The sequence below is a fragment of the Mesorhizobium sp. B1-1-1 genome (assembly GCF_006442955.1).
In the GTDB taxonomy this organism is placed as follows: Bacteria; Pseudomonadota; Alphaproteobacteria; order Rhizobiales; family Rhizobiaceae; genus Mesorhizobium.
Genome location: NZ_VFWW01000002.1, coordinates 192,072 through 216,426, shown reverse-complemented (window position 1 = coordinate 216,426; position 24,355 = coordinate 192,072). Strand labels below are relative to the sequence as shown.

The 24,355-nt window shown below is 64.6% G+C and carries 23 protein-coding genes; 12 read left to right on the top strand and 11 right to left on the bottom strand.

Annotated features, from left to right (window positions below):
- Window positions 1-639 carry a DNA-3-methyladenine glycosylase I gene (locus FJ986_RS04055; RefSeq protein ID WP_140673465.1) on the bottom strand — a complete coding sequence of 213 codons (639 nt, stop codon included), beginning with the start codon at window positions 637-639 and terminating at the stop codon, window positions 1-3.
- 214 nt (window positions 640-853) lie between these two features.
- Between FJ986_RS04055 and FJ986_RS04050 the strand changes: the two genes are divergently transcribed.
- Window positions 854-1,588, top strand: a complete 735-nt coding sequence (locus FJ986_RS04050; RefSeq protein ID WP_140560406.1) for a L,D-transpeptidase — start codon at window positions 854-856, stop codon at window positions 1,586-1,588.
- Window positions 1,589-1,841: 253 nt separating this feature from the next.
- Window positions 1,842-2,762, top strand: coding sequence for a bifunctional 5,10-methylenetetrahydrofolate dehydrogenase/5,10-methenyltetrahydrofolate cyclohydrolase (locus tag FJ986_RS04045; protein WP_140673463.1), 921 nt, complete (start codon window positions 1,842-1,844; stop codon window positions 2,760-2,762).
- 14 nt (window positions 2,763-2,776) lie between these two features.
- Here the strand turns inward: FJ986_RS04045 and glcF are convergent, their stop codons facing one another.
- The 4 genes from glcF to FJ986_RS04020 form a co-directional block, all read right to left on the bottom strand.
- The gene (glcF, locus tag FJ986_RS04040; RefSeq protein ID WP_140673461.1) at window positions 2,777-4,102 is read right to left on the bottom strand and encodes a glycolate oxidase subunit GlcF; all 1,326 of its coding nucleotides are present in this window, start codon (window positions 4,100-4,102) and stop codon (window positions 2,777-2,779) included.
- Between the two features lie 11 nt (window positions 4,103-4,113).
- Window positions 4,114-5,319: a glycolate oxidase subunit GlcE gene (gene glcE / locus FJ986_RS04035; protein ID WP_140673459.1), complete on the bottom strand. Its 1,206-nt coding sequence runs from the start codon at window positions 5,317-5,319 to the stop codon at window positions 4,114-4,116.
- 223 nt (window positions 5,320-5,542) lie between these two features.
- Window positions 5,543-7,039, bottom strand: a complete 1,497-nt coding sequence (locus tag FJ986_RS04025) for an FAD-linked oxidase C-terminal domain-containing protein (RefSeq protein WP_140673457.1) — start codon at window positions 7,037-7,039, stop codon at window positions 5,543-5,545.
- Between the two features lie 160 nt (window positions 7,040-7,199).
- The gene (locus FJ986_RS04020) at window positions 7,200-8,522 is read right to left on the bottom strand and encodes a DUF3422 family protein (RefSeq protein ID WP_140581214.1); all 1,323 of its coding nucleotides are present in this window, start codon (window positions 8,520-8,522) and stop codon (window positions 7,200-7,202) included.
- Window positions 8,523-8,732: 210 nt separating this feature from the next.
- On the opposite strand from FJ986_RS04020, the gene FJ986_RS04015 reads away from it, so the two are divergent.
- Genes FJ986_RS04015 through FJ986_RS04005 form a run of 3 tightly spaced genes read left to right on the top strand, consistent with a single transcriptional unit; the run spans window position 8,733 to window position 11,505 of the window.
- Window positions 8,733-9,536: an FCD domain-containing protein gene (locus tag FJ986_RS04015; RefSeq protein ID WP_140515030.1), complete on the top strand. Its 804-nt coding sequence runs from the start codon at window positions 8,733-8,735 to the stop codon at window positions 9,534-9,536.
- Between the two features lie 25 nt (window positions 9,537-9,561).
- Window positions 9,562-10,698: an alpha-hydroxy acid oxidase gene (locus tag FJ986_RS04010; RefSeq protein ID WP_140524799.1), complete on the top strand. Its 1,137-nt coding sequence runs from the start codon at window positions 9,562-9,564 to the stop codon at window positions 10,696-10,698.
- Window positions 10,699-10,737: 39 nt separating this feature from the next.
- Window positions 10,738-11,505 (top strand): metallophosphoesterase family protein, encoded by a 768-nt coding sequence (locus FJ986_RS04005; RefSeq protein WP_140673455.1) that lies wholly within the window; start codon window positions 10,738-10,740, stop codon window positions 11,503-11,505.
- A 40-nt stretch (window positions 11,506-11,545) separates the two neighbouring features.
- Here FJ986_RS04005 and FJ986_RS04000 read toward each other — a convergent pair whose 3' ends face one another.
- Together FJ986_RS04000 and FJ986_RS03995 are read right to left on the bottom strand one after the other, a co-directional pair.
- Window positions 11,546-11,686, bottom strand: a complete 141-nt coding sequence (locus tag FJ986_RS04000; protein ID WP_181165325.1) for a hypothetical protein — start codon at window positions 11,684-11,686, stop codon at window positions 11,546-11,548.
- Window positions 11,687-11,967: 281 nt separating this feature from the next.
- Window positions 11,968-12,666, bottom strand: coding sequence for a type 1 glutamine amidotransferase (locus FJ986_RS03995; protein WP_140515250.1), 699 nt, complete (start codon window positions 12,664-12,666; stop codon window positions 11,968-11,970).
- 88 nt (window positions 12,667-12,754) lie between these two features.
- On the opposite strand from FJ986_RS03995, the gene FJ986_RS03990 reads away from it, so the two are divergent.
- From FJ986_RS03990 to FJ986_RS03975, 4 genes are all read left to right on the top strand, one after another.
- Entirely contained in the window at window positions 12,755-13,417 is a 663-nt protein-coding gene (locus FJ986_RS03990; RefSeq protein ID WP_140515026.1) for a hypothetical protein, read from the top strand.
- A 31-nt stretch (window positions 13,418-13,448) separates the two neighbouring features.
- Window positions 13,449-14,183 carry a 16S rRNA (uracil(1498)-N(3))-methyltransferase gene (locus FJ986_RS03985; RefSeq protein WP_140515024.1) on the top strand — a complete coding sequence of 245 codons (735 nt, stop codon included), beginning with the start codon at window positions 13,449-13,451 and terminating at the stop codon, window positions 14,181-14,183.
- Between the two features lie 243 nt (window positions 14,184-14,426).
- Window positions 14,427-15,800, top strand: a complete 1,374-nt coding sequence (locus FJ986_RS03980) for a glutamate--cysteine ligase (protein WP_140515023.1) — start codon at window positions 14,427-14,429, stop codon at window positions 15,798-15,800.
- 99 nt (window positions 15,801-15,899) lie between these two features.
- Window positions 15,900-16,946 carry a DUF937 domain-containing protein gene (locus FJ986_RS03975; protein ID WP_140581224.1) on the top strand — a complete coding sequence of 349 codons (1,047 nt, stop codon included), beginning with the start codon at window positions 15,900-15,902 and terminating at the stop codon, window positions 16,944-16,946.
- Between the two features lie 170 nt (window positions 16,947-17,116).
- Here FJ986_RS03975 and FJ986_RS03970 read toward each other — a convergent pair whose 3' ends face one another.
- Window positions 17,117-17,407 carry a DUF1127 domain-containing protein gene (locus FJ986_RS03970; protein ID WP_140498379.1) on the bottom strand — a complete coding sequence of 97 codons (291 nt, stop codon included), beginning with the start codon at window positions 17,405-17,407 and terminating at the stop codon, window positions 17,117-17,119.
- Window positions 17,408-17,584: 177 nt separating this feature from the next.
- Here FJ986_RS03970 and FJ986_RS03965 point away from each other — a divergent pair, with 177 nt between their 5' ends.
- From FJ986_RS03965 to FJ986_RS03955, 3 genes are all read left to right on the top strand, one after another.
- Window positions 17,585-18,541 (top strand): LysR substrate-binding domain-containing protein, encoded by a 957-nt coding sequence (locus tag FJ986_RS03965; protein WP_140498380.1) that lies wholly within the window; start codon window positions 17,585-17,587, stop codon window positions 18,539-18,541.
- A gap of 76 nt (window positions 18,542-18,617) precedes the next feature.
- Window positions 18,618-20,249 carry an exodeoxyribonuclease VII large subunit gene (gene xseA / locus FJ986_RS03960; protein ID WP_140524804.1) on the top strand — a complete coding sequence of 544 codons (1,632 nt, stop codon included), beginning with the start codon at window positions 18,618-18,620 and terminating at the stop codon, window positions 20,247-20,249.
- An 8-nt stretch (window positions 20,250-20,257) separates the two neighbouring features.
- Entirely contained in the window at window positions 20,258-21,376 is a 1,119-nt protein-coding gene (locus FJ986_RS03955) for a P1 family peptidase (RefSeq protein ID WP_140673453.1), read from the top strand.
- A gap of 52 nt (window positions 21,377-21,428) precedes the next feature.
- On the opposite strand, the gene FJ986_RS03950 is transcribed toward FJ986_RS03955, so the two are convergent.
- From FJ986_RS03950 to FJ986_RS03940, 3 genes are all read right to left on the bottom strand, one after another.
- Window positions 21,429-21,680, bottom strand: a complete 252-nt coding sequence (locus FJ986_RS03950) for a DUF768 domain-containing protein (protein WP_140498383.1) — start codon at window positions 21,678-21,680, stop codon at window positions 21,429-21,431.
- Window positions 21,681-22,089: 409 nt separating this feature from the next.
- Window positions 22,090-22,779 (bottom strand): SDR family NAD(P)-dependent oxidoreductase, encoded by a 690-nt coding sequence (locus tag FJ986_RS03945; RefSeq protein ID WP_140673451.1) that lies wholly within the window; start codon window positions 22,777-22,779, stop codon window positions 22,090-22,092.
- A gap of 325 nt (window positions 22,780-23,104) precedes the next feature.
- Window positions 23,105-24,124: an isopenicillin N synthase family oxygenase gene (locus FJ986_RS03940; protein ID WP_140524806.1), complete on the bottom strand. Its 1,020-nt coding sequence runs from the start codon at window positions 24,122-24,124 to the stop codon at window positions 23,105-23,107.
- Window positions 24,125-24,355: the final 231 nt, after the last annotated feature.

Genomic DNA, 24,355 nt, shown 5'->3' with positions numbered 1-24,355 from the left:
CTATTTCGGCCGTTTGAAAGCCTTCCGCTCCTTCTCGACCTCCTTGCGGCACACACACCCCTCGAGATGATCGTTGACCAGGCCCATCGCCTGCATGAAGGCGTAGACCGTGGTCGGGCCGACGAAGGTCCAGCCGCGCTTCTTCAGATCCTTGGAAATGCGGATCGAGACCGCCGTGGTCGGATTGGCGCGCAGATGGCCGAGGTCGACGACCTGCGGCCGTTCCTCCCTGCCGGGTTCGAACTTCCAGAACCAGGCAGCGAGCGAGCCAAATTCATCGGCCATCTCGCGGGCACGCCTGGCGTTGTTGATGGTCGAGACGATCTTGCCGCGATGGCGGATGATGCCGGCATCGCCGAGCAGGCGCTCGACGTCCTTGTCGGTGAAGGCGGCGACCTTGTCGAAATCGAATCCGGCGAAAGCGGCGCGAAAATTCTCGCGCTTGCGCAGGATGGTCAGCCAGGACAGGCCCGACTGGAAGCCTTCGAGACAGATCTTCTCGAACAGCCGGCGGTCGTCCGCCACCGGGCGGCCCCATTCATGGTCATGGTAATGCAGGTAGTCGGGCAGATTGCCGTGCCAGAAGCAGCGCGCGACACCGTCGGGTCCGGCGAGAAGGCCGGTTCTTTCCTTGTCCATGGCGAGAAATCCATTCGTTAACGCGCTGGTTGCGCTGCTTTACCTTGGCTTTACCAGATTCCTGAACGCGGCGGTAACCACACCAAAAGGTTTACCGACAGTTCCGCATTTTACACATTCCGATTCATGTTTCGGTTGCTGTTCCCGCGCCAATGATCGCTGAACCGGGAGGTCGTTTCCACCCGGTTTGTCAGACGATCAAGGTGCTTTCCCGATGAAGAGAGTTTTGTTTCCCGTGCTCGGCGCCGTGGCTGCGTTTGCTGCAGGCGTCACACCTTCCACGGCCGGAGACCGCTATGCCGACAGACCGCCGGTGATGGTGAGCCCCGACCTTTCGGCCCCCTGGGTGCTGCAGCTTGGCCAAGCGCCGGGGATCGTGCGGCAGAACCGGCAGGTCGCGCAGCAGCCGCGCCCGCGTTATGCGCAGCCCGACCGCGTGCAGACGGCAGCCGTGCCGGCCCCGGCCAAGCGCATGGTCGCGCGCCCGCAGATCAATCCGATCTACCTGCCGCAGGAAGTCGCCTATGACGGCTCCCAGAAGCCGGGCACCATCGTCATCGATACGACCCAGAACTTCCTCTATCTGGTCGAAAAGAACGGCAAGGCGCGGCGCTATGGCGTCGGCACCGGCAAGCCGGGCTTCGAATGGTCGGGCACGCACAAGATCACCAACAAGCGGGTCTGGCCGGACTGGCGCCCGCCGGCCGCGATGATCAAGCGCGAGGCCGCCAAGGGGCGTTACCTGCCAACCTACCTGGCCGGCGGCATGGAGAACCCGCTCGGCGCGCGCGCGCTCTATCTCGGCAGTACGGAATATCGCATCCACGGCACCAACCAGCCCTGGACCATCGGCGGCGCCGTGTCGTCGGGCTGCATCCGCATGCGCAACGAGGATGTCGTCGACCTTTATGAACGGGTCGATGTCGGAACCACTGTCGAGGTGATATAATAGTTGCTGCGAATCACCCGATCCGGAAGCGCAGCGCTTCCCGGGATCGGAAGGAATAACGGGGGACGGGCCGTATGGGGATGCGGCCGGTCAGAAAGGGCGGCACGGGAAACCGTGCTGCCCTTTTCCGTTTCGGACGAAGCACTGCCGCGCCCGCACGTCGCGCAAAAGGCATGACGGTTCGCATTCGTGCTGCCATTGCCGCTGTTCTTTTGCTATGGCAAGGCAACGCTCAGGTCAGAAGAGTCCGATCATGTCACTGTCCGACGACAGCCGCTATCTCAAGGGCGGCCCGGTTGCCCGGCGCATCATGGCCTCCGTGCGCGAGGATGCGGCGATCGCAAGGGCCGAAGGTTTCCCGCCCAAACTGGTGTCGATCACCGTCGGCGATACGGCGGCGGTGGATGTCTATGTACGCAACCAGCGCGCCAAGGCGGAACTGGCGGGCATCGATTTCGAAGAACGGCGCTTTCCCGCCACCATTACCGCGGGCGAACTGGAAGCGGCGATCCACGGCCTGAACGCCGATCCGCGCGTTACCGGCATCATCATCCAGCGGCCGGTGCCGGCACATATCCCGATCAGGACGTTGCAGGCGGCGGTGCATCCGCTGAAGGACGTCGAAGGCATGCATCCGGCCTCGATCGGCAACATCGTCTACAACCAGCTCGATCTGGCGCCCTGCACGGCGGCCGCCTCAGTCGAGTTGCTCAAGGAAACCGGCCTCGACCTCAAGGGCCTGGAAGTGGTGATCGTCGGCCACTCCGAGATCGTCGGCAAGCCGATCGCCTTCCTCTTGATGAGCGAAGGCGCGACGGTCACGGTCTGCCACCACATGACGCGCTCGGTCGCCGCGCACGCGCGCCGCGCCGATGCGCTGTTCGTCGCCGTCGGCAAGCCGCGCCTGATCAAGGCCGACATGGTAAAGCCGGGTGCGGCCGTCATCGACATCGGCATCAATTCCGAGACGCTGCCGGACGGTTCCACCCGTATCGTCGGGGACGTCGACACCGACAGCGTGAAGGACGTGGCCTCCTGGATCACTCCGGTGCCGGGCGGCGTCGGTCCGATCACCGTTGCGATCCTGCTGCGCAACACGATGGTGGCGCTCAGCCGCCAGCGCGCGCTCTACGAGGCGACCTACGGCACGATCGACAGGCTGGCGGCCGAATAACGCCGGGGCGGCCCCTACTCAGCGGCGATCAGGCCGGGTTCCGCGACACCTTCCGGCCTCGGCCCGCCATAGGCCCAGTCGAGCAGCTTGATCGTATGCACCACCGGCAGCTTCGCGGCAGACGCGATCTGCGTTATGCAGCCGATATTGCCGGTGGCGACGACCGAAGCGCCGGTAGCCTCGATGTTTTTCACCTTGCGGTCGCGCAGCCCGGCCGAAATATCCGGCTGCAAGATGTTGTAGGTGCCGGCCGAACCGCAGCACAAATGCCCTTCGCGCGGCTCGCGCACGATGAAACCGGCTTTGGCCAGCAATCCCCTAGGCTGGCGGGTGATCTTCTGGCCGTGCTGCATCGAACAGGCCGAATGATAGGCGACGACCGTGCCCGGCTTGCGCACCGGTTCGGGCAGGTCGATGGCGGTCAGGTATTCGGTAATGTCCTTGGCCAGCGCGGAGACACGTGCAGCCTTTTCGGCGTAGGCCGGATCAAGCCGCAGCATGAAACCGTAATCCTTGATGGTCGTACCGCAGCCCGACGCGGTGATGATGATGGCATCGATCCCGCCTTGTTCAATCGCGCGGGTCCAGGCATCAACATTTTGCCTTGCAGAAGCAAGGGCGGCTTGCTCGCGGCCCATGTGATGGACGAGCGCGCCGCAACAGCCCTCGCCCGGCGACACCACGACCTCGACGCCAAGCCGCGTCAGCAGTGAAATGGTCGTGTCGTTGATGGCGGGATCGAGCACCGATTGCGCGCAACCGGTGAGGATGGCGACGCGGCCCCTCTTCGCCCCCTGCCCAGTATGGGTGCCCGGCGAAGCCATCGGCGATGCTCCCGGGATCGATGCCGGCACGAGCTTGAGCATGGCACTGACTGGCTTCAGCGCCGGGACTTTTTCGAACAGGCCAATGAACGGCTTGCCCAGTTTCGCCAATTTGAGCGCGGCGCGAAAACGCTGGGGATAGGGCAGGACGAGGGCCAGCATGGCGCGGGTCAGGCGATCGAGCAGCGGCCGCCTATAGGTCTGCTGGATATGGGCGCGGGCATGGTCGACCAGATGCATGTAGTTGACGCCAGACGGGCAGGTGGTCATGCAGGCGAGGCAGGACAGGCAGCGATCGATATGGGTGACGATCTCCTTGTCGGCGGGGCGACCGTTTTCCAGCATATCCTTGATCAGGTAGATGCGCCCGCGCGGTGAATCGAGTTCGTTGCCCAGCGTCACATAGGTCGGGCAGGTAGCGGTGCAGAAACCGCAATGCACGCATTTGCGCAGAATCTTTTCCGACTCGGCAACATGCGGGTCGGCAAGCTGTGCGGGCGAGAAATTGGTCTGCATCTCTTGATGTCCTAGGCCATGCGGCCGGGATTGAGGATGTTCTTGGGGTCGAATTCGTGCTTCAGCCGCTGGCTGAGCGCTGCCAGTGAGGGAGCCTGCGGCTCGAACACCGGCAGGGCGGCGCGGTGCGAAGGAGCCGCGCGCACCAATGTCGCATGGCCGCCGCCATGTTTTCTCAGAAGTCCGCGCAGCAGCGTCGCTTCCGGGTCACCCTCCTCCATGCGCAGCCACACCAGTCCGCCCTGCCAGTCATAGAAGGCGCTGACGGCAGCCTGCATGCGCAACGTGAAAACCATCTGGTGCGCCTGGGCAGGCGCCATCGATACGCGCCAGACCGGTTTGTCGCTGTTGTCCGCGAAAGGCCTGCAATCGCGCACGTCACGCCACAGGGCAGCCGACGCTTCGCTGGAAATCTCTTCGAGTGGTCCGGCATTTCCGAGCAACGTCTTCAGCGCGGCGATGCGATAGACGACGGAGGGGCCAAAACCTTCCACCCGCAGCAGCGTGGCTGCATCATTGCCGAGCACGCCTGCGGCAACCCGTGCGGCAATCCGCTCCGGCAGGTGCGCGGCGCTCGATACTTCCGCGCTGGAGCCGAGCGCCAGCGCCATCGCCGCGGCGGCCGCATCGTCGAGCAGGCCGCGGACGGCGAGCGTGACCTCGGTCTCGGCCGATGGCAGCACCTTGAAGGTGACGTCGGTGAACACCGCCAGCGTGCCCCAGCTGTTGGCCATCAGCTTGGACAAATCGTACCCGGTGACGTTCTTGACCACGCGGCCGCCGGATTTGAATGCCTCGCCGCGGCCGGACACCACGTTGATGCCCAGGATATGGTCGCGCGCCGCCCCCGCCTTCAGCCGGCGCGGGCCGGAGAGGTTCGCTGCAAGCGCACCACCAAGCGTGCCCTTGCCCGGCTCGCCGCCGAGCAGCGGGCCGTAATCCATCGGCTCGAAAGCGAGTTGCTGGCCGTTTTGCGCCAGCAGCGTCTCGATTTCGGCCAGCGGCGTGCCGGCCTTTGCCGACAGCACCAGTTCGGCTGGTTCATAGAGCGTGACCCCGGCGAGCCTCGACAGGTCGAGCGTGTGCTCGGTCTGCAGCGGACGGCCGATGCCGCGCTTGGAGCCATGGCCGAGGATTTCGAGTGGCGAGCCTTCCGCCGCCGCCCAGGCGACGGTGGAGAGGACTTCGGAAGGGGTGGTGGGAGTGAAGGTGGTCATGGCGCCGATGCGCCATATGCAAATGCGGAAAAGCCGCGTTCCTTCGCGCCCCCCTCTGTCCTGCCGGACATCTCCCCCTCAAGGGGGGAGATTGGATGCCGCGCCGGGTTTCGCCAATCTCCAGCGTTGGCGGAAGGGCGAAGCGACGAAGCTGCCAATCTCCCCCCGTGAGGGGGAGATGTCCGGCAGGACAGAGGGGGGCGTTCAGGCGCTGACATAACCCTCAAAACCTCGGAATGTCCGGAAACGCTAACTCTCCGCGATGCACATGCATGCGCCCCAGCTCCGCGCAGCGGCGCAGTTGCGGGAACACCTTTCCCGGGTTGAGCAGATGATTGGGATCGAAGGCGCATTTGACCCGCATCTGCTGGTCGAGGTCGATCTGGTTGAACATTTCCGGCATCAGGTCGCGTTTCTCGACGCCTACCCCATGCTCGCCGGTCAAGACGCCGCCGACCTTGACGCACAGCCGCAATATGTCGGCGCCGAAACTCTCGGCCTTGTCGAGTTCGCCCGGCACGTTGGCGTCATAGAGGATCAGCGGGTGCAGATTGCCGTCGCCGGCATGGAAGACATTGGCGACGCCGAGCCCGTATTTTTCGGAGAGCTCGCGCATGCCGGCCAGCACGCGCGGCAGTTCCTTGCGCGGGATGGTGCCGTCCATGCAATAATAGTCGGGCGAGATACGGCCGACCGCGGGGAAGGCAGCCTTGCGCCCTGCCCAGAAGCTCAATCGCTCCTGCTCCGACTGCGAAATGCGGCAGGTGGTCGAACCGTTGCGGATGGCGATCGCCTCGACCGCGGTGATGAGATGATCGACCTCGACGCTGGGCCCATCGAGCTCGACGATCAGCAGAGCCTCGACATCCAGGGGATATCCGGCATGGACGAAATCCTCCGCCGCATGAATCGCCGGACGGTCCATCATCTCCATGCCGCCCGGAATGATGCCGGCGCCGATAATGTCAGCGACGCATTGGCCACCCTGCTCGCTGGTCGGGAAGCCGATCAGCAGCGCACGTGCCGTCTCCGGCTTCTTCAAAATGCGCACGATGACTTCGGTGACGACGCCCAGCAGGCCTTCGGAGCCGGTCATGACGCCGAGCAGGTCGTAGCCTTCCGCGTCCAGATGCCTGCCGCCGAGCCGCACCACCTCGCCGCTCATCAGCACCATCTCGATGCCGAGCACATTGTTGGCGGTCAGGCCGTATTTGAGGCAGTGCACGCCGCCGGAATTTTCGGCGACATTGCCGCCGATCGAACAGGCGATCTGGGAAGATGGGTCGGGGGCGTAGTAAAAACCCTCCTGCTCGACGGCGGTGGTGATGCCGAGATTGGTGACGCCCGGCTGGGCGACGACGATGCGATTGGGGAAATCGATCTCGATAATGCGGTTGAAGCGGCTCATGACCAGGAGCACCGCGTCCTCCAGCGGCAGCGCACCGCCCGACAGCGAGGTGCCGGAGCCGCGCGGCACGACGCGGATGTTGCGGTCATTGCAGTATTTCAGCACGCGCGAAACCTGTGCCACCGTTTCGGGAAGCACCACGACCAATGGCAATTGCCGGTAGGCGGTCAGGCCATCGCTCTCGAAGGCGCGCATTTCGTTGGCCGCGTCGACCACACCCTCGCCCGGCACGATAATGCGCATGTCGGCGACGATCTCGCCGCGCCGGCGCATCGTGGCGTCGTCTGGCTTGGGCATGGCAAGGCCGGACATCGGCAGCCTCATCTCGCGTGACTGGTCAAAATCTTTTACCAGTGAAGGGCGTCGGTTGCAAACCCCGCTTTGACCGAGAGCGGACACGGACGCAACGGACGCCTTCCGTAGCGGCAATCTGCCGCTGGTGCGCTTTATCCTGTGGGAAGTAAAGGCGCGCCTACTCGCCCGGATGTTTCGTCGGCTCGGAATGCATGCGCCGCACCCGCCGCACGCCCCACCAGACCAGCAGGATGGCGAGCGGCACGCACGCCGCCGTGACCACTTCGGGCGCGAAGGCATGGCCGAAGATCGAGGCGCCCTTGGCGACATAGCCGACGAGGCCGACGACATAGTAGGAAACGGCCGCGACCGACAGGCCTTCGACGGTCTGCTGCAGGCGCAGTTGCAACCGGGCGCGATTGTTCATCGAGGCGAGCAGGTCGCGGTTCTGCTTCTCGACCTCGACATCGACCCAGGTGCGCAGCAGCGTGGTGGCGCGCGTCAGCTTGCGCGACAGGTTGGCCTGACGCTCCTCGACCGAACGGCAGGTGCGCATGGCAGGCGCCATGCGCCGCCGCAGGAACCCCGCCCAGGTGTCATATCCCTGTACGGCTTCTTCCTCGAGCGCTTCCAGCCTTTCGCCGACGATACCGTCATAGGCACGGCTGGCACCGAAGCGGTAGAGGCTCGACGCCGCGTCGGCTTCCAACTCAGCCGCGAGTTCGGTCAGGTCGGCAAGCAATTTCTGGCTGTCGCGGGTCTCGGCGAGTTTCATCTCCAGCGTGATCTGGGCCAGCCTGTCCTCGATACGGCGGGCGCGGCCGGACAAGGCCAGCGCCAGCGGCAGGCCGAGCATGGCCAGCGTGCGATAGGTCTCGATGTCGATCAGCCGCTGCGACAAGGCGCCGGTGCTGGCCGGCGTCAGGCCGCGGTCAAGGATCAGCATACGGGTCAGGCCGTCGCCATCCTGGCGGAAATCGGTGACGATTGCAGCATTGCCGCGTTCGACCAGCGAATAGCAGAGGCTGGTCGGATCGAAGCCGGCGATCGACCGCTCGCCCGCCTGCGTCCATTTGCGGATCTCGAGCCGGATGCCTGAAATAACGGTTCCGGGTGGAGAAAATCCGTTGCCGAACGGCGAATCCTCCTGGCCCTTGCCGCCTTCGGCAAGCGGCCCTTCCCACAGATAGGTGGAGAATTCGGTATGCCGCTCCCAGCGCAACGAGCCCTGGCCCCATCTCATGGCGTGATGGCGGGCCTGACGGTCGGGCGCGGCTATGCCGAGCCGGCGCGACAGCTCGGAAAGCACCGAATGATCGACGCCGGCGCCACCCTCGGTCATGAAGGCGAGCTGGATCAGCACACGCGGCTTCTCGATCAGCGGGTGCGGACGGGCATGGACTTCGCCCAGCGCGCCGGGCCGTCCCTCATGCGCGGGAAATCCGAGCACGCTGCCCTTGGCGCGCGGCTGAAATTCGAGATTGGACGGGTCGTGCGACACGGCTTGTTCCCCGGGTTTCTTTGAACCCTCTTGCAGTTGCGTCCTCTAGAGCCAATAGGCTCCTGACGCAAACAGCAAAGTTTAGCCGAAGAGGATAGGGGCGCGAGCGGGGAAGCCGACACGCTTCGACCAATTGGATAAATAATTTGACCAGTTGGCGACGCTGGCTTTATCTTGCGCGACACCGGTTCAACACTCCCAGGCATGCCGTTGAGCGACATTTTTTCCAGAATCGAGCACTCGCGAACCGCCGACGAGGTGGTGCAGCAGATCGAAAGCCTCGTCCTCGAAGGCGTGCTGCGCACCGGCGACCGGCTGCCTGGCGAGCGCGAGCTGGCACGCCAGTTCGATGTGTCCCGGCCGATCCTGCGCGACGCGCTGAAGGCGCTCGAGGGACGCGGCCTTTTGACGACGCGGCCGGGCGGCGGCACATATGTCGCCGACATCATCGGCCAGCTGTTCACCAAGCCGGTGGCGGACCTGATCTCGACGCACCGCAAGGCGGTGGCCGATTACCTGGAGTATCGCCGCGAGGTGGAGGGGATCGCCGCCGAATATGCGGCGCGGCGCGCCACGCCGGAGGACCTGGCCCTGCTCGACCGCATCATGGCACGCATGGACGAAGCGCACCGCACCGGGGATTTCGACGACGAAGCCGAGATCGACGTCGAATTCCATCATGCGATCTGCGAATGCGCGCACAACATCCTGCTCCTGCATACGCTGCGCTCCTGCTACAGGCTGCTGTCGGAAGGCGTGTTCCAGAACCGGTTGCTAGTGTTCACGGTGCCCGGCGCGCGCGATGCGCTGCTGGCCCAGCACCGGGCGATCCACATCGCGGTCAAGGCCGGCGACCCGGCCGGCGCGCGGCAGGCGGCGATGGACCACATGATCTATGTCGAGCGGTCGATGGCGCAAGCCGAGCGCAGCGGCGACTGGCAGCGCGTATCGCGGCTCAGGCTCAGGCAACGCTCTGAAGCCGGCGATGCCGAACCGGCGCGCAAACGCTCCTGAACGATATCGATCAAGCGGGGACACGATGAGCGACATTCTCACCATTGCCGACCTCAAGGACCTGGCGCGACGGCGCGTGCCCAGGATGTTCTTCGAGTATGCCGATTCCGGCGCATGGACCGAGAGCACCTACCGGGCCAACGAGGAGGACTTCCAGAAGATCAAGTTCCGCCAGCGCGTGCTGGTCGACATGAGCAACCGCTCACTGGAATCGACCATGATCGGCGAGAAGGTGGCCATGCCGGTGGCGCTGGCCCCAACCGGCCTGACCGGCATGCAGCATGCCGACGGCGAGATGCTGGCGGCGCAGGCGGCCGAGGAATTCGGCGTGCCGTTCACGCTATCGACGATGAGCATCTGCTCGATCGAGGATGTCGCGTCGGTGACGAAGAAGCCGTTCTGGTTCCAGCTTTACGTGCTGCGCGATAAGGACTTCGTGCTCGACCTGATCGACCGGGCAAAAGCGGCGAAATGCTCGGCGTTGGTGCTGACGCTCGACCTGCAGATCCTCGGCCAACGGCACAAGGATGTCCGCAACGGACTTTCGGCGCCGCCCAAGATGACGCTGGCCAACATCGCCAACATCGCGGTCCGTCCGCGCTGGTGGATGGGCATGGCCGGCACGAAGCGCCGCACGTTCCGCAACATCGTCGGCCACGCCAAGGGCGTCGGCGACGTGGCTTCGCTGGCGTCATGGACGACGGAGCAGTTCGACCCGCATCTGTCGTGGAAGGATGTCGCCTGGATCAAGGAACGCTGGGGCGGCAAGCTGATCCTGAAAGGCATTCTCGATAAGGAAGACGCATTGATGGCCGCTGAAACGGGCGCCGACGCGATCGTGGTTTCCAACCATGGCGGGCGTCAGTTGGACGGCGCATCCTCGTCGATCATGGCGCTGGAGGAAATCGCGGACGCGGTCGGCGACAGGATCGAGGTGCACATGGATGGCGGCATCCGCTCCGGCCAGGACGTGCTGAAGGCACTGTGCCTCGGCGCCAGGGGCACCTATATCGGCCGGCCGTTTCTCTACGGCCTGGGCGCGCTCGGCAAGGAAGGCGTTACCAAGGCGCTGGAAATCATACGTAAGGAGATGGACATCACACTGGCGCTGTGCGGAAAACGTCTGGTGACCGACATGGGCAAGGACCAGATCCGGCGCTAGCCAGGTCGGCGACGGCCTGATCACGGAGACAGCGATACGTTGGCAGAACCCGACATTCATTTCCTGGACGCGCGCGGACCGGACGGCATGCGGCTCTACGCAATCGGCGATGTCCATGGCCGGCTCGATTTGCTGGCCGCCATGCATCAGCGAATCGAGAGCGAGCTCGAATGGAAGCCGGCTCGCGACTGGCGCGTCATCCACCTCGGCGACTATGTCGACCGTGGGCCGGACTCCAAGGACGTCGTCGATTTCCTGATCGAGGCGCGCAAACGCGATCCGCGAAACCTGATGCTTGCCGGCAATCACGATCTCGGCTTTCTCGATTTTCTCGATACCCCTGACCCGGACGGGCTTTTCATGCGCTATGGCGGGGTCCAGACGGCGCTATCCTACGGTGTGCCCCTCGCGGCCGACGCCGGCTGGTTCGGCAGGATGGAGACGATGAGACGGGGGCATCAGGCTCTGCTCGAAGCAGTACCGCAACACCATATCGATTTCCTGCGTTCGCTACCCTTCTCAATCAGCTTCGGCGACTTCTTCTTCTGCCATGCCGGCATCCGGCCAGGCGTTGCCCTGGAGAACCAGAATCCGCAGGATCTGATCTGGATCCGCGACGTTTTCCACGATCACGCCGGCCTTTTCCCGAAGATCGTGGTGCACGGCCACACGCCCGTTCCCGAGGCGGAGGTCATGGCCAACCGCGTCAATGTCGATACGCTCGCCTGGCAATCAGGCATGCTGAGCGCGCTCGTTATCGAGGACGCCGACAAACGCATTCTGACAATGACAATAAGGGAAGCTTGAGTGGCGCGCGTCGCGGAAACGACGCGAACGGTCCGGCTATTCAGCGCAGCGAAGCGGTGACGCCGTAGCCGTCGACGGCGTTGTGGTTGTTGGCGGCATCGGCCGCATAGATGCCGAGACCGCAAATCACGATGGCGGACATCATGGCAAAGGACAGAAGCGCTGCTTTCACGGACGTCATCTCTTGTTGAGCTTCCTGCATCTGTGCACGAGGCGGTTACCAATGCGTTGAAACCGAAAATACGTCTCAAAGTTTCGACGATTTCGCGCTTCTAGGCACGTTCTGTATCGGCGGTGTGTCGCACGGGCCACACAAAGGTCCATCGCGGTTGCACCGGTGATGCAGAGCGCGCGCCTTCTAGGATGGCGGGCGTACACAAGCCAAGGACGAAACCGGTTTTCCCCAGGCGGATTCACCGCCGCGTGCCAATTATGCCACGCCCTGGTCCGCAGAGATGATGCTCAGATCGTCGCCACCCATGCGCGGGCGATGGCAAGGCCGGCAGCATCGGCATCCGGTCCGTTACGGGCCATTTCGCCATCGAGCTTGCCGGCCCAGTCGGGGTGGCGCGCTGCAATGATCGGCGCGAAAGAGGTGCTCCAGTCCTTCACCAGCGGCCGATCGGCCTCGAAATGGAACTGGAAGCCGTAGACGGCGCGGCCGACGCGGAACGCCTGGTTCTCGGCGACATCATTGCCGGCGAGCCGCACGGCGTTTTCAGGCAGCACGAAGGTGTCGTCGTGCCATTGGAAGATCGGGAACTTTTCCGGAAGCTCGGCCAGCACCGGATCGGCCTTGGCGTCCGGCGTCAGCGAAACGCCGCGCCAGCCGAATTCGTTGGCGCCGCCGATGCGGTTCTCGCCGCCGAAGGCGCGGGCAACCAGCTGGCTGCCGAGGCAGATGCCGAGCACCGCGCGGTTCTTGCCGGCGAAATCGCGGGTCAGTTCGAGCAGCGCCGGAAAATAGGGATATTCCTCATCGGCCAGCGCGTTCTGGCCGCCGCCGAGCACCACCATGGCGTCGTGGCCGTTCGCATCATCCGGCAGCGGATCGCCCTTGTAAGGAAGGCGGATGTCGAGATCGGCACCGGCTTCCGCAAGTGCCGCGCCGACCTGGCCGAGGCCGGTGTTGTCGTAGTTCTGGACCACCAGCACCCGCATCGCAAAACCCTGCTGACGTGAAAACGATGCGACGAGCGATATCATGGCGCCGGCATTTCAGCCAAGATGCGGGCGCGCGGAGAAAACTATGCCACTGCAAAACCGGGTCGATCCGTTCGGCGCTATCCACGCCGTGCCCGAGCGCGGCCTGTTCATGGGCAATCGCGGCATCATCCACGATCCCGAAACCAGGACGCTGTTGAAAAAACGCTGGGCGCTTCACGCCTGGATCATCTGCGTCTGCGACTTCGGCGACGTGCGGCGCGAGCCGATGGGCCGCAACCGGCGACGTGATGATCTATCGGGACCCAAGGCGGGCTGGACGGAACTGTTCTTCCTCGACGAGGTGACGGCGCTGGCGGCGGGCCATCGGCCCTGCTTCTTCTGCCGGCGCGAACGGGCCAGGGATTTTGTGGGTCGCTTCGGCGAAGCCTTCGGCATAACGGAGCCGCGCGCGCCGCAGGTCGACAAGCGGCTGCACAAGGAGCGGCTGGCCGCGGGCGGCAAGCCGCCGGTGGTGGCGGCTGACGAGCTTGCAGGCCTGCCCGACGGCACGATGGTCGAGGGTGGAGGCAATGCCTACGCCTTGCGTCGCGGCAAGGCGCTGCGCTGGTCGTTCGCAGGATATTGCGGAGCGCAGGATTTCAACGACCTCGCTCATCGGCCGCTACGGCTGCTGACGCCGCCGACCACGATCGGGGTGTTGAGGCGAGGCTACGAACCCGTCTGGCATCCTTCCGCCAAGGCTTGACGCCAACCGCCGGCTCGCCCATTCCTCGGCCATGCGCGCCAATTACAAGATGCAACGCCTGTTCGTGCCCGACGATCTCGGGCCGGAGATCGAGTTCGACGCCGGCCACCAGCAGAGCCATTATCTCCTGCACGTGCTGCGGCTTGGCGAGGGCGCCGAGATCCTGTTGTTCAACGGCCGCGACGGCGAATGGTCGGCGGCCATCGCGGCCAAATCCAAGAAGGCGGTGAAGCTGAGGGTGCTGGCGCGGCAACGGCCGCAGCCGCCGCTGCCAGATCTCGTCTACTGCTTCGCACCGCTGAAGCAGGGCCGGCTCGACTATCTCGTGCAGAAGGCTGTCGAGATGGGCGCCGGCGTGCTGCAGCCGGTCATCACCCAGCACACGCAAGTGGCCAAACCCTCCATCGACCGCTTGCGCGCCAACGTCGTCGAGGCGGCCGAGCAGTGCGGCATACTTGCGGTGCCGCAGGTGCGGGAAGCGGAAAAGTTCGAACGCCTGCTGACCGGCTGGGACACGGATCGGCGGCTGGTCTTCTGCGACGAGGACGCTTCGACCAACAATCCCCTGCCCGCGCTGCAAGCGGTAAGCGAAAGGAAGCTCGGCCTGCTGGTCGGGCCGGAAGGCGGATTTTCCGATGAGGAGCGCAAGCTGTTGCGCGCTCTGCCTTTCGTCACTGCCATTCCGCTCGGCCCGCGCATCCTGCGCGCCGATACGGCCGCCGTGGCCGCACTGGCGGTGATGCAGGCCACAATCGGCGATTGGTGAGGGTTTCTTCCTCCCCTCTTGTGGAGATGGGAAGAGCCGCATCGTTCAATTCCTGTTGACCTCTGGCTCAGGATTTTTCGCTTGATCGGCTACTGACATTTCGTCCATCTAGCGCCGGCGGTCTTCCGGCCGCCCTGCAGTGCCGCGCGTCGACGCGCAAAGGCCGCTGTAGTACTTTGATTTTGGCGCATATCCCGAAAATCGAGGTCGATTTCGGGATCATAGCGCCGCAGGGGCTTGATGATGGCGCGCGACACAACCGATTTCCGGCCGATCGAAGGCATGGACGAACTCGTCGCGCATCTGGCCGAGGGCAACAAGCCGCGGGACAAGTGGCGCATCGGCACCGAGCACGAGAAATTCCCGTTCTACGTCGACGGCAACGGGCCCGTGCCCTATGGCGGCGAGCGCGGCATACGCGCCATCCTCGAAGGCATGCAGTCAAAGCTCGGGTGGGACCCCATCATCGATGACGGCCGCATCATCGGCCTGGTCGAGCCGACCGGCCAGGGCGCGATTTCGCTGGAGCCCGGCGGCCAGTTCGAACTCTCCGGCGCGCCGCTGGAGACGATCCACCAGACCTGCCGCGAGGGCAATGCCCACCTGGCGCAGGTGCGCGAGATCGCCGAGCCGATGGGCATCCGCTTCCTTGGCCTTGGCGGCAGCCCGAAATGGTCGCTGGCCGAGACGCCGAAAATGCCGAAGTCGCGCTACGAGATCATGACGCGCTACATGCCCAAGGTCGGCACCAAGGGCCTCGACATGATGTACCGCACCTGCACGATCCAGGTTAATCTCGACTTCGAGAGCGAGGTGGACATGCGGCGCAAGATGCAGGTGTCGCTGAAGCTGCAGCCGCTGTCGACGGCGCTGTTCGCCAATTCGCCCTTCACGGAAAGCCGGCCGAACGGCTTGCAGAGCTGGCGCGGCGACATCTGGCGCGACACCGACAACCAACGCTCGGGCCTGCTCGAATTCTGCTTCTCGCCCGATTTCGGTTTTGCCGACTATGTCGAATGGGCACTCGACGTGCCGATGTATTTCGTCATCCGCGACGGCCAGTACCACGACATGACGCACGTCACCTTCCGTCAGTTCATGGCCGGGGCCGTCCGCAATGAAATCCCGGACGGATTGCCGACGATGGGCGACTGGGCTAACCATCTGTCGACGCTCTTCCCTGACGTGCGGCTGAAGCGCTTTCTCGAGATGCGCGGCGCCGATGGCGGGCCGTGGCGGCGCATCTGCGCCCTTCCGGCCTTCTGGGTCGGGCTGCTTTATGACGAGGCAGCGCTCGATGCGGCGGAGGCGCTGACCTCGAGCTGGACCTACGGGGAAGTGCTGGCGATGCGCAACGCCGTGCCCGAACAAGGCATTTCGGCGCCGTTCCGCAACGCCACGTTGCGCGACATCGCTCGCGACGTGCTCACCATCTCGCGCATGGGGCTGAAGAACCGCGGCAAGAAGAACCGCGACGGCTATGACGAGACCTCGTTCCTCAACACGCTCGACGAGGTCGTGGCGCGCGGCACCACCAGCGCCGAGGAGATGCTGTCGGCCTACCACACGCGCTGGGGCGGCTCGATCGAGCCGGTGTTCATGGAATACGCCTATTAACCCTCGGCTTCGAGGCGGCCAGGCTCCTGCAAAAGCCGCTTCAATCGGCGGTGGAAACGAATTAGGCTTCTCCGGCGAGGATTTCCGGAGGAGAGACCAATGCCTTCCTTGTTCGACATGCTGGCACAAGCCCAGAACGGCAGCGGCATGCAGGCGCTTGCCCAACAATACGGGCTCTCGATGCAGCAGACGCAATCTGCGGTGGAGGCGTTGCTGCCTGCCTTTTCGCAAGGACTGAGGCGCAACACCGCCGATCCCTATGGGCTCGGCGCCTTCATGACGGCGATGGCGAGCGGCCAGCACGCCAAGTATTTCGAGGACGCGACCCGGGCCTTCTCGCCGCAAGGCATCAATGAGGGCAACGGCATTCTGGGGCATCTGTTCGGCTCGAAGGATCTGTCGCGCGCGGTTGCCGGCCAGGCGGCGCAAGCGACCGGTATCAGCCAGCAGGTGCTGCAACAGATGCTGCCGGCCCTGGCCTCGATGATGATGGGCGGGCTGTTCAAGCAGACCACCAATCAGTTGGCCGGGGGGCAGATGCAGGCGGCCAGCGGCTTCGGCGCCGCCGGCAGCAATCCGCTGGGCGAGATCATCGAGCAGATGATGCGCCAGGGAGGCGGCCTGGGCGGCGCCCAGGCGCCGGCGCCGCAGCCGAGCCCGCCATCGCAAGACCCGATGGACAACCCGCTTGGCAAGGTGCTGCAGGACATGTTCGGCGGCGGCGCGCCACAGCCGCAAAGCCGATCCCAGCCACAACCGCAGCAGACACAGAACCCCTTTGGCGACAATCCGCTCGGCAAGGTGCTGCAGGACATGTTCGGCGGTGGCGCGCAGCCGCCGCAGGACCAGCCTCAGCCGCAGCAGACCCAGAGCCCCTATGGCGACAGTCCGCTAGGCAAGATCTTCGAGGAGATGCTGCGGCAGGGTGGCGGTGCATCAGGCGGCGAGCAGCCGGCGCCGCAGCCCCAAGCTCGGCGGCAGCCCCAGGCGCCGCAGCCGCAGGCCAATCCGAGCGGCAGGCCGACGAACCCGTTCGACGATCTGTTTGGCAAGATGTTCGAGACCGGAGCGCAGCAGCGCGACGACTACCAGAAAGGCATGGAGTCGATTTTCGACCAGTTCAAGCGCGGCATGGATCGGCGGTAGCCGTCGCCCAGGTTTTGGCTTTTGCCTCGCGCAAAAAGAAAGCCCGGTCCTTGGGAGGACCGGGCAGCGTGCAGGCAGGCCGGCGGGGGACCGGCAGGGAGTGGGAAGCCTGCATGAACCTTGGTCGCGCTGACTGATGAAAAGGTTCAGCGGGACCGAAATTCAACCGATCAGGCCACCCTGCGGGCGATGTCCTCGATGGTTTCGACGCGATCGCTGGCGATTTCGCGCAGCATCGCCGTCGGATCGCGGCCAAACGGCACGTCGATGGCGACGTGCAGGTCGGCGCGCGTCAGGCCGATATCGGCAAGCTCGGCGTCCGACATCTCGCCGAGGCGATAGAAGGCACGGCGGTTTTTCCAGGCCTGGTAGACATTGGAGACCGCATTGATCGCGCGCGTCGCAACGGCCGGACGCGTGGTGATGCGCGAGGTCTCGGTGGCGAAATCAAACGTAACCATGTCGGTCTCCTTCAGACTCGAACGGGCAAAACCAGGCGATCGGCGCTGGCGACAGCGGCCGTTCCGGCTTCGATTCACATGCCTTCATGTGGACATCAGTAATTTGCCATTGCTCGATTGATTAATCCAACGAATGTTTCTAATCTTAAGCATCAACACTAGTGATGGATCATGCCGATGAAAGCGCCGCTCGATCTCGATCAGTTGCAGACCTTCATCTCGATCGCCGACACTGGCAGTTTCACCCGGGCGGCCGAAGAGGTGCACCGCACCCAGTCGGCGGTGTCGATGCAGATGCGCCGGCTAGAGGAGCGGATCGGCAAGCCGCTGTTCGAAAAGGAAGGCCGCAGCAACAGACTGACGGAGGAAGGCGACAAGCTGCTTTCCTACGCAAGACGGCTGCTCTATCTCAACCGCGAAACGCTGGCCGCCTTCGACGACCGGCGGCTCGAAGGCACGATCCGGATCGGTACGCCGGACGACTACGCCGACCGTTTCCTGCCCGAGATCATGGCGCGCTTCACGCGTTCCAATCCACGCGTCGAACTGACCGTCGTCTGCGAACCGACGCCGGGGCTGGTCGAACACATCAAGCGCGGCAATCTCGACCTGGCGTTGGTGACGCATAACGACGTGCGGGGCCAGTCCGAGGTGGTGCGGCGCGAACCGCTGCTGTGGGTCACCTCGGCCAACCACGCCACGCACGAGCAGGAGACGCTGCCTATGGCCTTTGGCCGGCCAAACTGTATCTGGCGGCGCGCCGCCGTCGACGTGCTTGACCAGCAGAACCGCGACTATCGCATCCTGTTCACCAGCTTTTCCGCAACGGTCATCACCGCCGCGGTGTTGTCGGGCCTGGCGATCTCGGTGCTGCCGGAATGCGCGCTCAGGCCCGGCATGCGGGTGCTGGGCGAGGCCGACGGCTTCGGCGCCCTGCCCGACTGCCGCATCGGCATCATGCGCGGCCAAACCTCGCGGCCGGAGATCGTCGATGCACTGGCCCGGCACATTTCCGAAAGCCTGGACAACATCTCGGTGCCGCTTGGCGAAGAGGCGGGAACGTTCGATTTCGCGGCACTCGCCTTCAGCAAGATGCGGCGAACCAAGCCGAACCAGATCCTGCCGGGCTGGTAAGCGATCAGACGCACCTGAACGCCGACCTGAAAACAGCCAGCTTGACGCCGGCGCGCAACCACCCCCCAATCGGCCGATGAGCGAAGCAGCATCCGAATCACGCAGCAACGCCACCGAATATACGGTGAGCGAAATATCAGGCGCCCTGAAGCGCACGGTCGAGGATGCCTTCGGCAATGTACGGGTGCGCGGTGAAATCTCGGGTTATCGCGGGCCGCACTCCTCCGGCCATGCCTATTTCACGCTGAAGGACGACCGCGCTCGGCTCGACGCCGTGGTGTGGAAAGGCACGATGGGCCGGCTGAAATTCCGCCCCGAAGAAGGAATGGAGGTGATCGCCACCGGCAGGCTCACCACCTATCCCGGCAAATCCAACTACCAGATCGTCATCGACAATCTGGAACCGGCGGGCGCCGGAGCCTTGATGGCGCTGCTGGAGGAGCGCAAGCGCCGGCTGCAGGCCGAAGGCCTGTTCGAGGGGGGCCGCAAGCGGTTGCTGCCCTTCATGCCGCGCGTCATCGGCGTCGTCACCTCGCCGACGGGGGCCGTCATCCGCGACATCATCCACCGGATCAAGGATCGTTTTCCGCTGCATGTGCTCGTCTGGCCGGTGCGGGTGCAAGGCGAAACCGCGGGCGCCGAGGTGACCGCCGCCGTCGCCGGTTTCAACGCGCTGGCAAGGGATGGCACTATCGAGCGCCCGGACCTGCTGATCGTGGCGCGGGGCGGCGGCAGCCTCGAGGACTTGTGGGGCTTCAACGACGAGGCCCTGGCCCGTGCCGTCGCCGCCTCCGCCATTCCGGTGATCTCGGCCGTCGGCCACGAAACCGACTGGACGCTGATCGACCTCGTCGCGGATGTGAGGGCGCCGACGCCGACGGGGGCGGCCGAAATCGCCGTTCCGGTGAAGGCTGACCTCGAAGCGACGCTCGCCAGTCTCGGCGCGCGGCTCAAGGCTGCGGTTTCGCGCAATTTCGAGCGCAAGCGCCAGTCCGTGCGCGGGGCAGCGCGTGCGCTGCCCTCGCCCGATCAGTTGCTGGCGCTGCCACGTCGTCGCCTCGACGAGGCGGCGAGCCGGCTCGGGCGCGGCCTCATGGTTTCGACCGAACGCAAGCGGGGACGCTTCCTCGCCCTGAAACTGACGCCGGCAATGCTGTCGCAGCGAATTGCCGAGGCGCGGCGGACCAACGAGCGCAATCTCCTGCGGGCACAGGGTGCGTTGCGCGCGCTGACGAGGGCCCGGCGCGCCGAACTCAATCGCGCCGCCGATCAGTTGCCGAAATGCGCCCGGGCGTCGCTGCAGCGGCTCCGGCAGCAATTGGCGGCGCTGCAGGGCCGCATCACCATAGAGCCCACGGCGCGGCGGCAGCGGACCCAAAGGGATTTCCTGACCGCGCTGACGCGGCGCAGCACGCATGCGGCATCGCTGAGGCTGGAGCGGCTGCGCAGTCGCGTCGCCCAGGCCGACCGCTTGCTGGCGACGCTGTCGCACAAGGCGGTGCTGGCACGCGGCTTCGCCCTGGTGAAGGATGCCGACGGCGCCGTCGTCAAGCGTGCGGCGGAATTGACGGCGGGGATGGCGCTGTCCCTGGAGTTCGCCGACGGCACGGCGGATGCGGTCGCGACCAGCGGCTCGGCGCGGCCACGACCGGCCGCCAAAACCGCGACCAAGGCCAAGGAGCCCGGCAGCCAGGGCTCCCTATTCTGAACCGTGACATGACAGACAATCCGCATCATCACAAAACGCCCTCCGGCAAGCCGCGCGCGCGAAGCTTCGGCATCGGCTTCGACGGCACGCCCGGCCCGTTCAACGCGATCACCGACGTGGCTGGAGTGTCGGTCGGCTATTCCACGCTGATTTCAGGCGACGGCCCGCTCGTCGTGGGCCAGGGACCGGTGCGCACCGGCGTGACCGCGATCCTGCCCAGGCCGCGGGCCGACCTTGCCATACCGGTCTTTGCCGGCATCTTCAGCCAGAACGGCAATGGCGAACTGACCGGCTCGCATATCGTCGAGGAGACCGGCGCCTTCAACTTCCCCATCACCGTCACCAACACGCATTCCTGCGGCGTTTCGCGCGACGGCACGCTGCGCTGGATGAGCCAAGTGCTGCCGGCGGCACTCGACAGCGGCTGGGGACTGCCGGTGGCAGCGGAAACCTATGACGGCTTCCTTAACGACATCAATGGTCATCATGTGACACCAGGGCATGTTGCCGAGGCGCTCGACGGTGCCGCCAGCGGACCGATCGAGGAAGGCAGCGTCGGCGGCGGCACCGGCATGATCGCCTTCGGCTTCAAGGCCGGTTCGGGCACCGCGTCGCGCATCACCGAATGGCAAGGGCGTGCCTACACCGTCGGCGCCGTCGTGCAGGCGAATTTCGGCAAGCGGCGCAATTTCACGCTTCGAGGCCTGCGCGCCGGGCTGGAGCTCGTCGAACCGGCGATCCGCGAAGGCACCCCACGTGCCGAAAAAGGCTCGATCATCGCCGTTATTGCCACCGACGCACCGTTCCTGCCGCATCAGATGAAGCGGCTGGCCCGCCGTGTGCCGCTCGGCGTCGCCATGACCGGCGGCTTCGGCTATCACAGTTCCGGCGACATCTTCCTCGCCTTCTCTACCGCCAATCCCGACGCGGCCCTGGCGCCGCCGGGCCGGATCGCTCGCGCCGAGTTCATCCCCGACAGCGACATCGATCCGTTCTTCGATGCCGTGGTCCAGGGCGTCGAGGAAGCCGTCCTCAATGCGATGGTCGCCAACGAGGACATGACCGGCCGCGACGGCAATTTCGTGCCGGCGCTGCCGAAGGCGTGGCTGGAGGAGAAATTCGGCTGAGACAAATACGCGGACCGAATGGTCCGCGTATTCATACAGGATTGCTCCTGAATTATTCCGCGGCCTTGCTCGCGGCCTGCTGGTGCTCGTCGGCCTCGGCCGCTTCCTCGAGCCGGGAGGCGATGAGTTCCTGGATGTCGCCGACTTCTTCCTGGATATCCTCCAGCGGTATGCCGACCTCGGCCGCCTTGGCAGCGCATTCCCTGGCCAGCGTCTCGGCCTGCTTCTCGATCCTGGCGTGGGACTGGCAATGGACTTTTTCGCCAATCCATCCCTGCAAGAATTCGATGGCGTGCTCACTCATATTGCTTTTCCCTGGCGGCGAAGCCGGTTGGTAATCATAAACGTCGGCATCCGGTGAAGGATGCATGTCCCCATTCCAGCCGAGTCGCCACCGGACGGCAAGCCGATGTCGTCCAAGGTCCACAGAGCCAAAGGAAATAGAGGATTGAAGAACATTTTCTGTTTCTGGGGGGCGGGTATCGTTTGGCGGGAATCCTGTCCCGCCTCGAGAGGCTGCTTCTACTTGCTTCTTACGGTTTTCAGGTCCGCTTGCATCTCAATGGCTGTCACAACAGCTGCCCGATGACGTTGCCGTTTCCAGGCACAAGCCATCGAAGCCGCCGCTATATAGTGACATCCCCATGCAATGTCGACTCTCTCCGCCGCCTTGCATGGAAGCCCCGCGAAAGCTGCATAGGTCACCGTGCCGATCAGAAGGTCTCGACCCAGGGCCTGAGCTCGAGTTCCCAGGTCCAGGCGCTGCGGTTCTGGCGATGGATGCCGAGATAGGCCTCGGCGACCGCGTCCGGCGATAACCGTCGATCCTGCGGGTCGGGAGCCCCTCCCGGCACGGTCGAGGCAATGGCGCCATCGATGACGAAATGCGCGACATGGATGTTCTTGGGGGCCAGTTCGCGAGCCATGGATTGCGCCAGTCCACGCAAGCCGAATTTGGGCATCGCGAAACCGGCCGAGCCGGCGAATCCCTTGACGCTTGCCGTCGCGCCGGTGAAGAAGATCGAGCCCGAGCCTTGCGAAAGCAGCCGGTTGGCTGCTTGCTGGCCAACCAGGAAGCCGCCATAGGCCCCCACCAGCAAGGCCTGCCTGACAGCCTCTGGATCGAGTTCGGCTATCGGGCCACGGGCGCGTCCGCTGGCATTGAAGACCACGAGCGACAGCGGGCCGGCCTTGTCAGCGACCTCGAACAGGCGCTGCACCGACGCGGCATCGGAGACATCGGTTGCCACGGCTTGGGCGCCGGTCTGCGCCAGCAACGGGTCGAGCTTCTCGACGTTGCGGGCGGCCAGCACGACACGAAAACCTTCCCTTGCGAGAAGGCGCGCAAGCGAGGCGCTCAATCCGGATCCCGCTCCGGCAATGACGGCGACATTGGATGTCATGAGCATCTCTCTTTCGCGGTGGTGACTGGATTGGAGAGGGTTGCGCCTTCCCAAGTGGAACGCAAGAGAAAGCATTTCCAAGAAAATGGCGTGTCGTCGTGGCGCGCTCCCAGGCCGCAAAAACTGTTCCCGGCAAAGAAAAATGGCCGGGCGCGAAGACGGCCCGGCCAGAAAGAAGGTCATAACCTTCAGAGGGGAACACCGTTCGGAGGAATGGGAGGAAACCTCGAACGATAATTTTATCTTGAGCCCATTTTCGCGCGATGACGACGAATAGAATTCTAAAATTTTGCTGCCCTACAAAAATTTCTACCTGCCGAATGGCTCAGCCTGCCCGGGTCTCGGGCTCAAACAGATCGGCATAATGACGCCGCGCAACGTCGGGATGGGAGCGCAGCCTGCTCTTCAGCACATTGGTTCCGACATCGCGAAACAGCGGATTGTCAGGATCGCTGGCCGGCCCCCGCGCCTGCTCCGCCAGTCCCTCGGGAAGCTCGAGCAGCGGTATCGTGGCATCGAGCTTGGCGCTGAAGAAGAACGGCACCGAGATGCGTTCGACGCCGGCGGGCGGCGTCACGACGCGATGCACGGTGGCTCTCAAATAGCCGTTCGAGGCGAGCTCCAGCAGCTCGCCGATGTTGACGACGAGCGTTCCGGGAATCGGATCCACGTCCACCCAGCTTCCGTCATAGTCGACCTGGAGGCCCTTGTTGTCGTCCTGAAGCAGCAGCGTCAGGAAACCGCCGTCCTTATGCGCGCCGACGCCCTGGTCGCCGCCGGTCGCTTCGCGGCCGGGATAGCGCACGATCTTCATGCGATGATTGGGTTCGCCGCCATAGATCGGATCGAAAGCGTCCTCGGCCTGGTCGAGCGACAGCGCGAAGGCCTTGAGCAGACGAATGGCCACGGCCGTCGCCTTGGCCTGCCAGGCCAGCAGCGCCGGCTTCAGCGCCGGCAACGCCGACGGCCACTGGTTCGGCCCCTGCAGCCGCGTCCAGGCAGGAATTCCCGGGCCTTGCGCGATGGGCGGGCGCTCGACGCCGATGTCGAGCTGCTCGCGCCAGTCGGCCTTGCCCTTGGTCAGTTCGCCGCCAGCGCGGGTATAACCGCGGAACTGCGAGGAATTGACCATCTCTATCGACAGCTTGTCGGCTTCCGGCAAGGCAAAGAAACCCCGCGAAGCGGCGAGCGTCTCGCTGATGTCGGCCCATGGGATGCCGTGGCCAGCCAAATAGAAAAAACCGATGTCGCGCGAGGCGGAGCGCAGATCCGCCAGAAACGTCCGGCGCTCCGACGCGCCTTGTTCGAGACGGCTCAGATCGAGCACGGGCACTATTCTGGGCATGTCAGCTCCTTTCCGGGTTCTTTCCGGGTGCTGCTTGAAAACTTCGCCCGGAAACCCGGGCCCGTGGATGTGCTGCTCCTTTTCCAGCGGCCGAAGCCGCCATCGATGCCCCAAATCTCACGGAGTTCGGTGCGCCGGGAAAGGAACGATCGGCTTTTCGGGGCCGCCGGGACGAACAATTTTTCTATTTGGGCGGGCAGCCTGACGATGAGCGCGATCATTGCGCGAAAT

What these genes read in the sequence shown, in the direction of transcription:
- FJ986_RS03975 (WP_140581224.1), top strand. Translation starts at nt 15,900, where the DNA reads ATGCCTTCCTTGTTCGACATGCTGGCACAAGCCCAGAACGGCAGCGGC.
- FJ986_RS03985 (WP_140515024.1), top strand. Translation starts at nt 13,449, where the DNA reads ATGCGCGCCAATTACAAGATGCAACGCCTGTTCGTGCCCGACGATCTC.
- FJ986_RS03965 (WP_140498380.1), top strand. Translation starts at nt 17,585, where the DNA reads ATGAAAGCGCCGCTCGATCTCGATCAGTTGCAGACCTTCATCTCGATC.
- FJ986_RS03995 (WP_140515250.1), bottom strand. Translation starts at nt 12,666, where the DNA reads ATGCGGGTGCTGGTGGTCCAGAACTACGACAACACCGGCCTCGGCCAG.
- FJ986_RS03955 (WP_140673453.1), top strand. Translation starts at nt 20,258, where the DNA reads ATGACAGACAATCCGCATCATCACAAAACGCCCTCCGGCAAGCCGCGC.
- FJ986_RS04010 (WP_140524799.1), top strand. Translation starts at nt 9,562, where the DNA reads ATGAGCGACATTCTCACCATTGCCGACCTCAAGGACCTGGCGCGACGG.
- glcE (WP_140673459.1), bottom strand. Translation starts at nt 5,319, where the DNA reads ATGACCACCTTCACTCCCACCACCCCTTCCGAAGTCCTCTCCACCGTC.
- FJ986_RS03990 (WP_140515026.1), top strand. Translation starts at nt 12,755, where the DNA reads ATGCCACTGCAAAACCGGGTCGATCCGTTCGGCGCTATCCACGCCGTG.
- FJ986_RS03950 (WP_140498383.1), bottom strand. Translation starts at nt 21,680, where the DNA reads ATGAGTGAGCACGCCATCGAATTCTTGCAGGGATGGATTGGCGAAAAA.
- FJ986_RS04000 (WP_181165325.1), bottom strand. Translation starts at nt 11,686, where the DNA reads ATGACGTCCGTGAAAGCAGCGCTTCTGTCCTTTGCCATGATGTCCGCC.
- FJ986_RS04050 (WP_140560406.1), top strand. Translation starts at nt 854, where the DNA reads ATGAAGAGAGTTTTGTTTCCCGTGCTCGGCGCCGTGGCTGCGTTTGCT.
- FJ986_RS04025 (WP_140673457.1), bottom strand. Translation starts at nt 7,039, where the DNA reads ATGTCCGGCCTTGCCATGCCCAAGCCAGACGACGCCACGATGCGCCGG.
- FJ986_RS03940 (WP_140524806.1), bottom strand. Translation starts at nt 24,124, where the DNA reads ATGCCCAGAATAGTGCCCGTGCTCGATCTGAGCCGTCTCGAACAAGGC.
- FJ986_RS03980 (WP_140515023.1), top strand. Translation starts at nt 14,427, where the DNA reads ATGGCGCGCGACACAACCGATTTCCGGCCGATCGAAGGCATGGACGAA.
- FJ986_RS04055 (WP_140673465.1), bottom strand. Translation starts at nt 639, where the DNA reads ATGGACAAGGAAAGAACCGGCCTTCTCGCCGGACCCGACGGTGTCGCG.
- FJ986_RS04045 (WP_140673463.1), top strand. Translation starts at nt 1,842, where the DNA reads ATGTCACTGTCCGACGACAGCCGCTATCTCAAGGGCGGCCCGGTTGCC.
- xseA (WP_140524804.1), top strand. Translation starts at nt 18,618, where the DNA reads ATGAGCGAAGCAGCATCCGAATCACGCAGCAACGCCACCGAATATACG.
- FJ986_RS03945 (WP_140673451.1), bottom strand. Translation starts at nt 22,779, where the DNA reads ATGACATCCAATGTCGCCGTCATTGCCGGAGCGGGATCCGGATTGAGC.
- glcF (WP_140673461.1), bottom strand. Translation starts at nt 4,102, where the DNA reads ATGCAGACCAATTTCTCGCCCGCACAGCTTGCCGACCCGCATGTTGCC.
- FJ986_RS03970 (WP_140498379.1), bottom strand. Translation starts at nt 17,407, where the DNA reads ATGGTTACGTTTGATTTCGCCACCGAGACCTCGCGCATCACCACGCGT.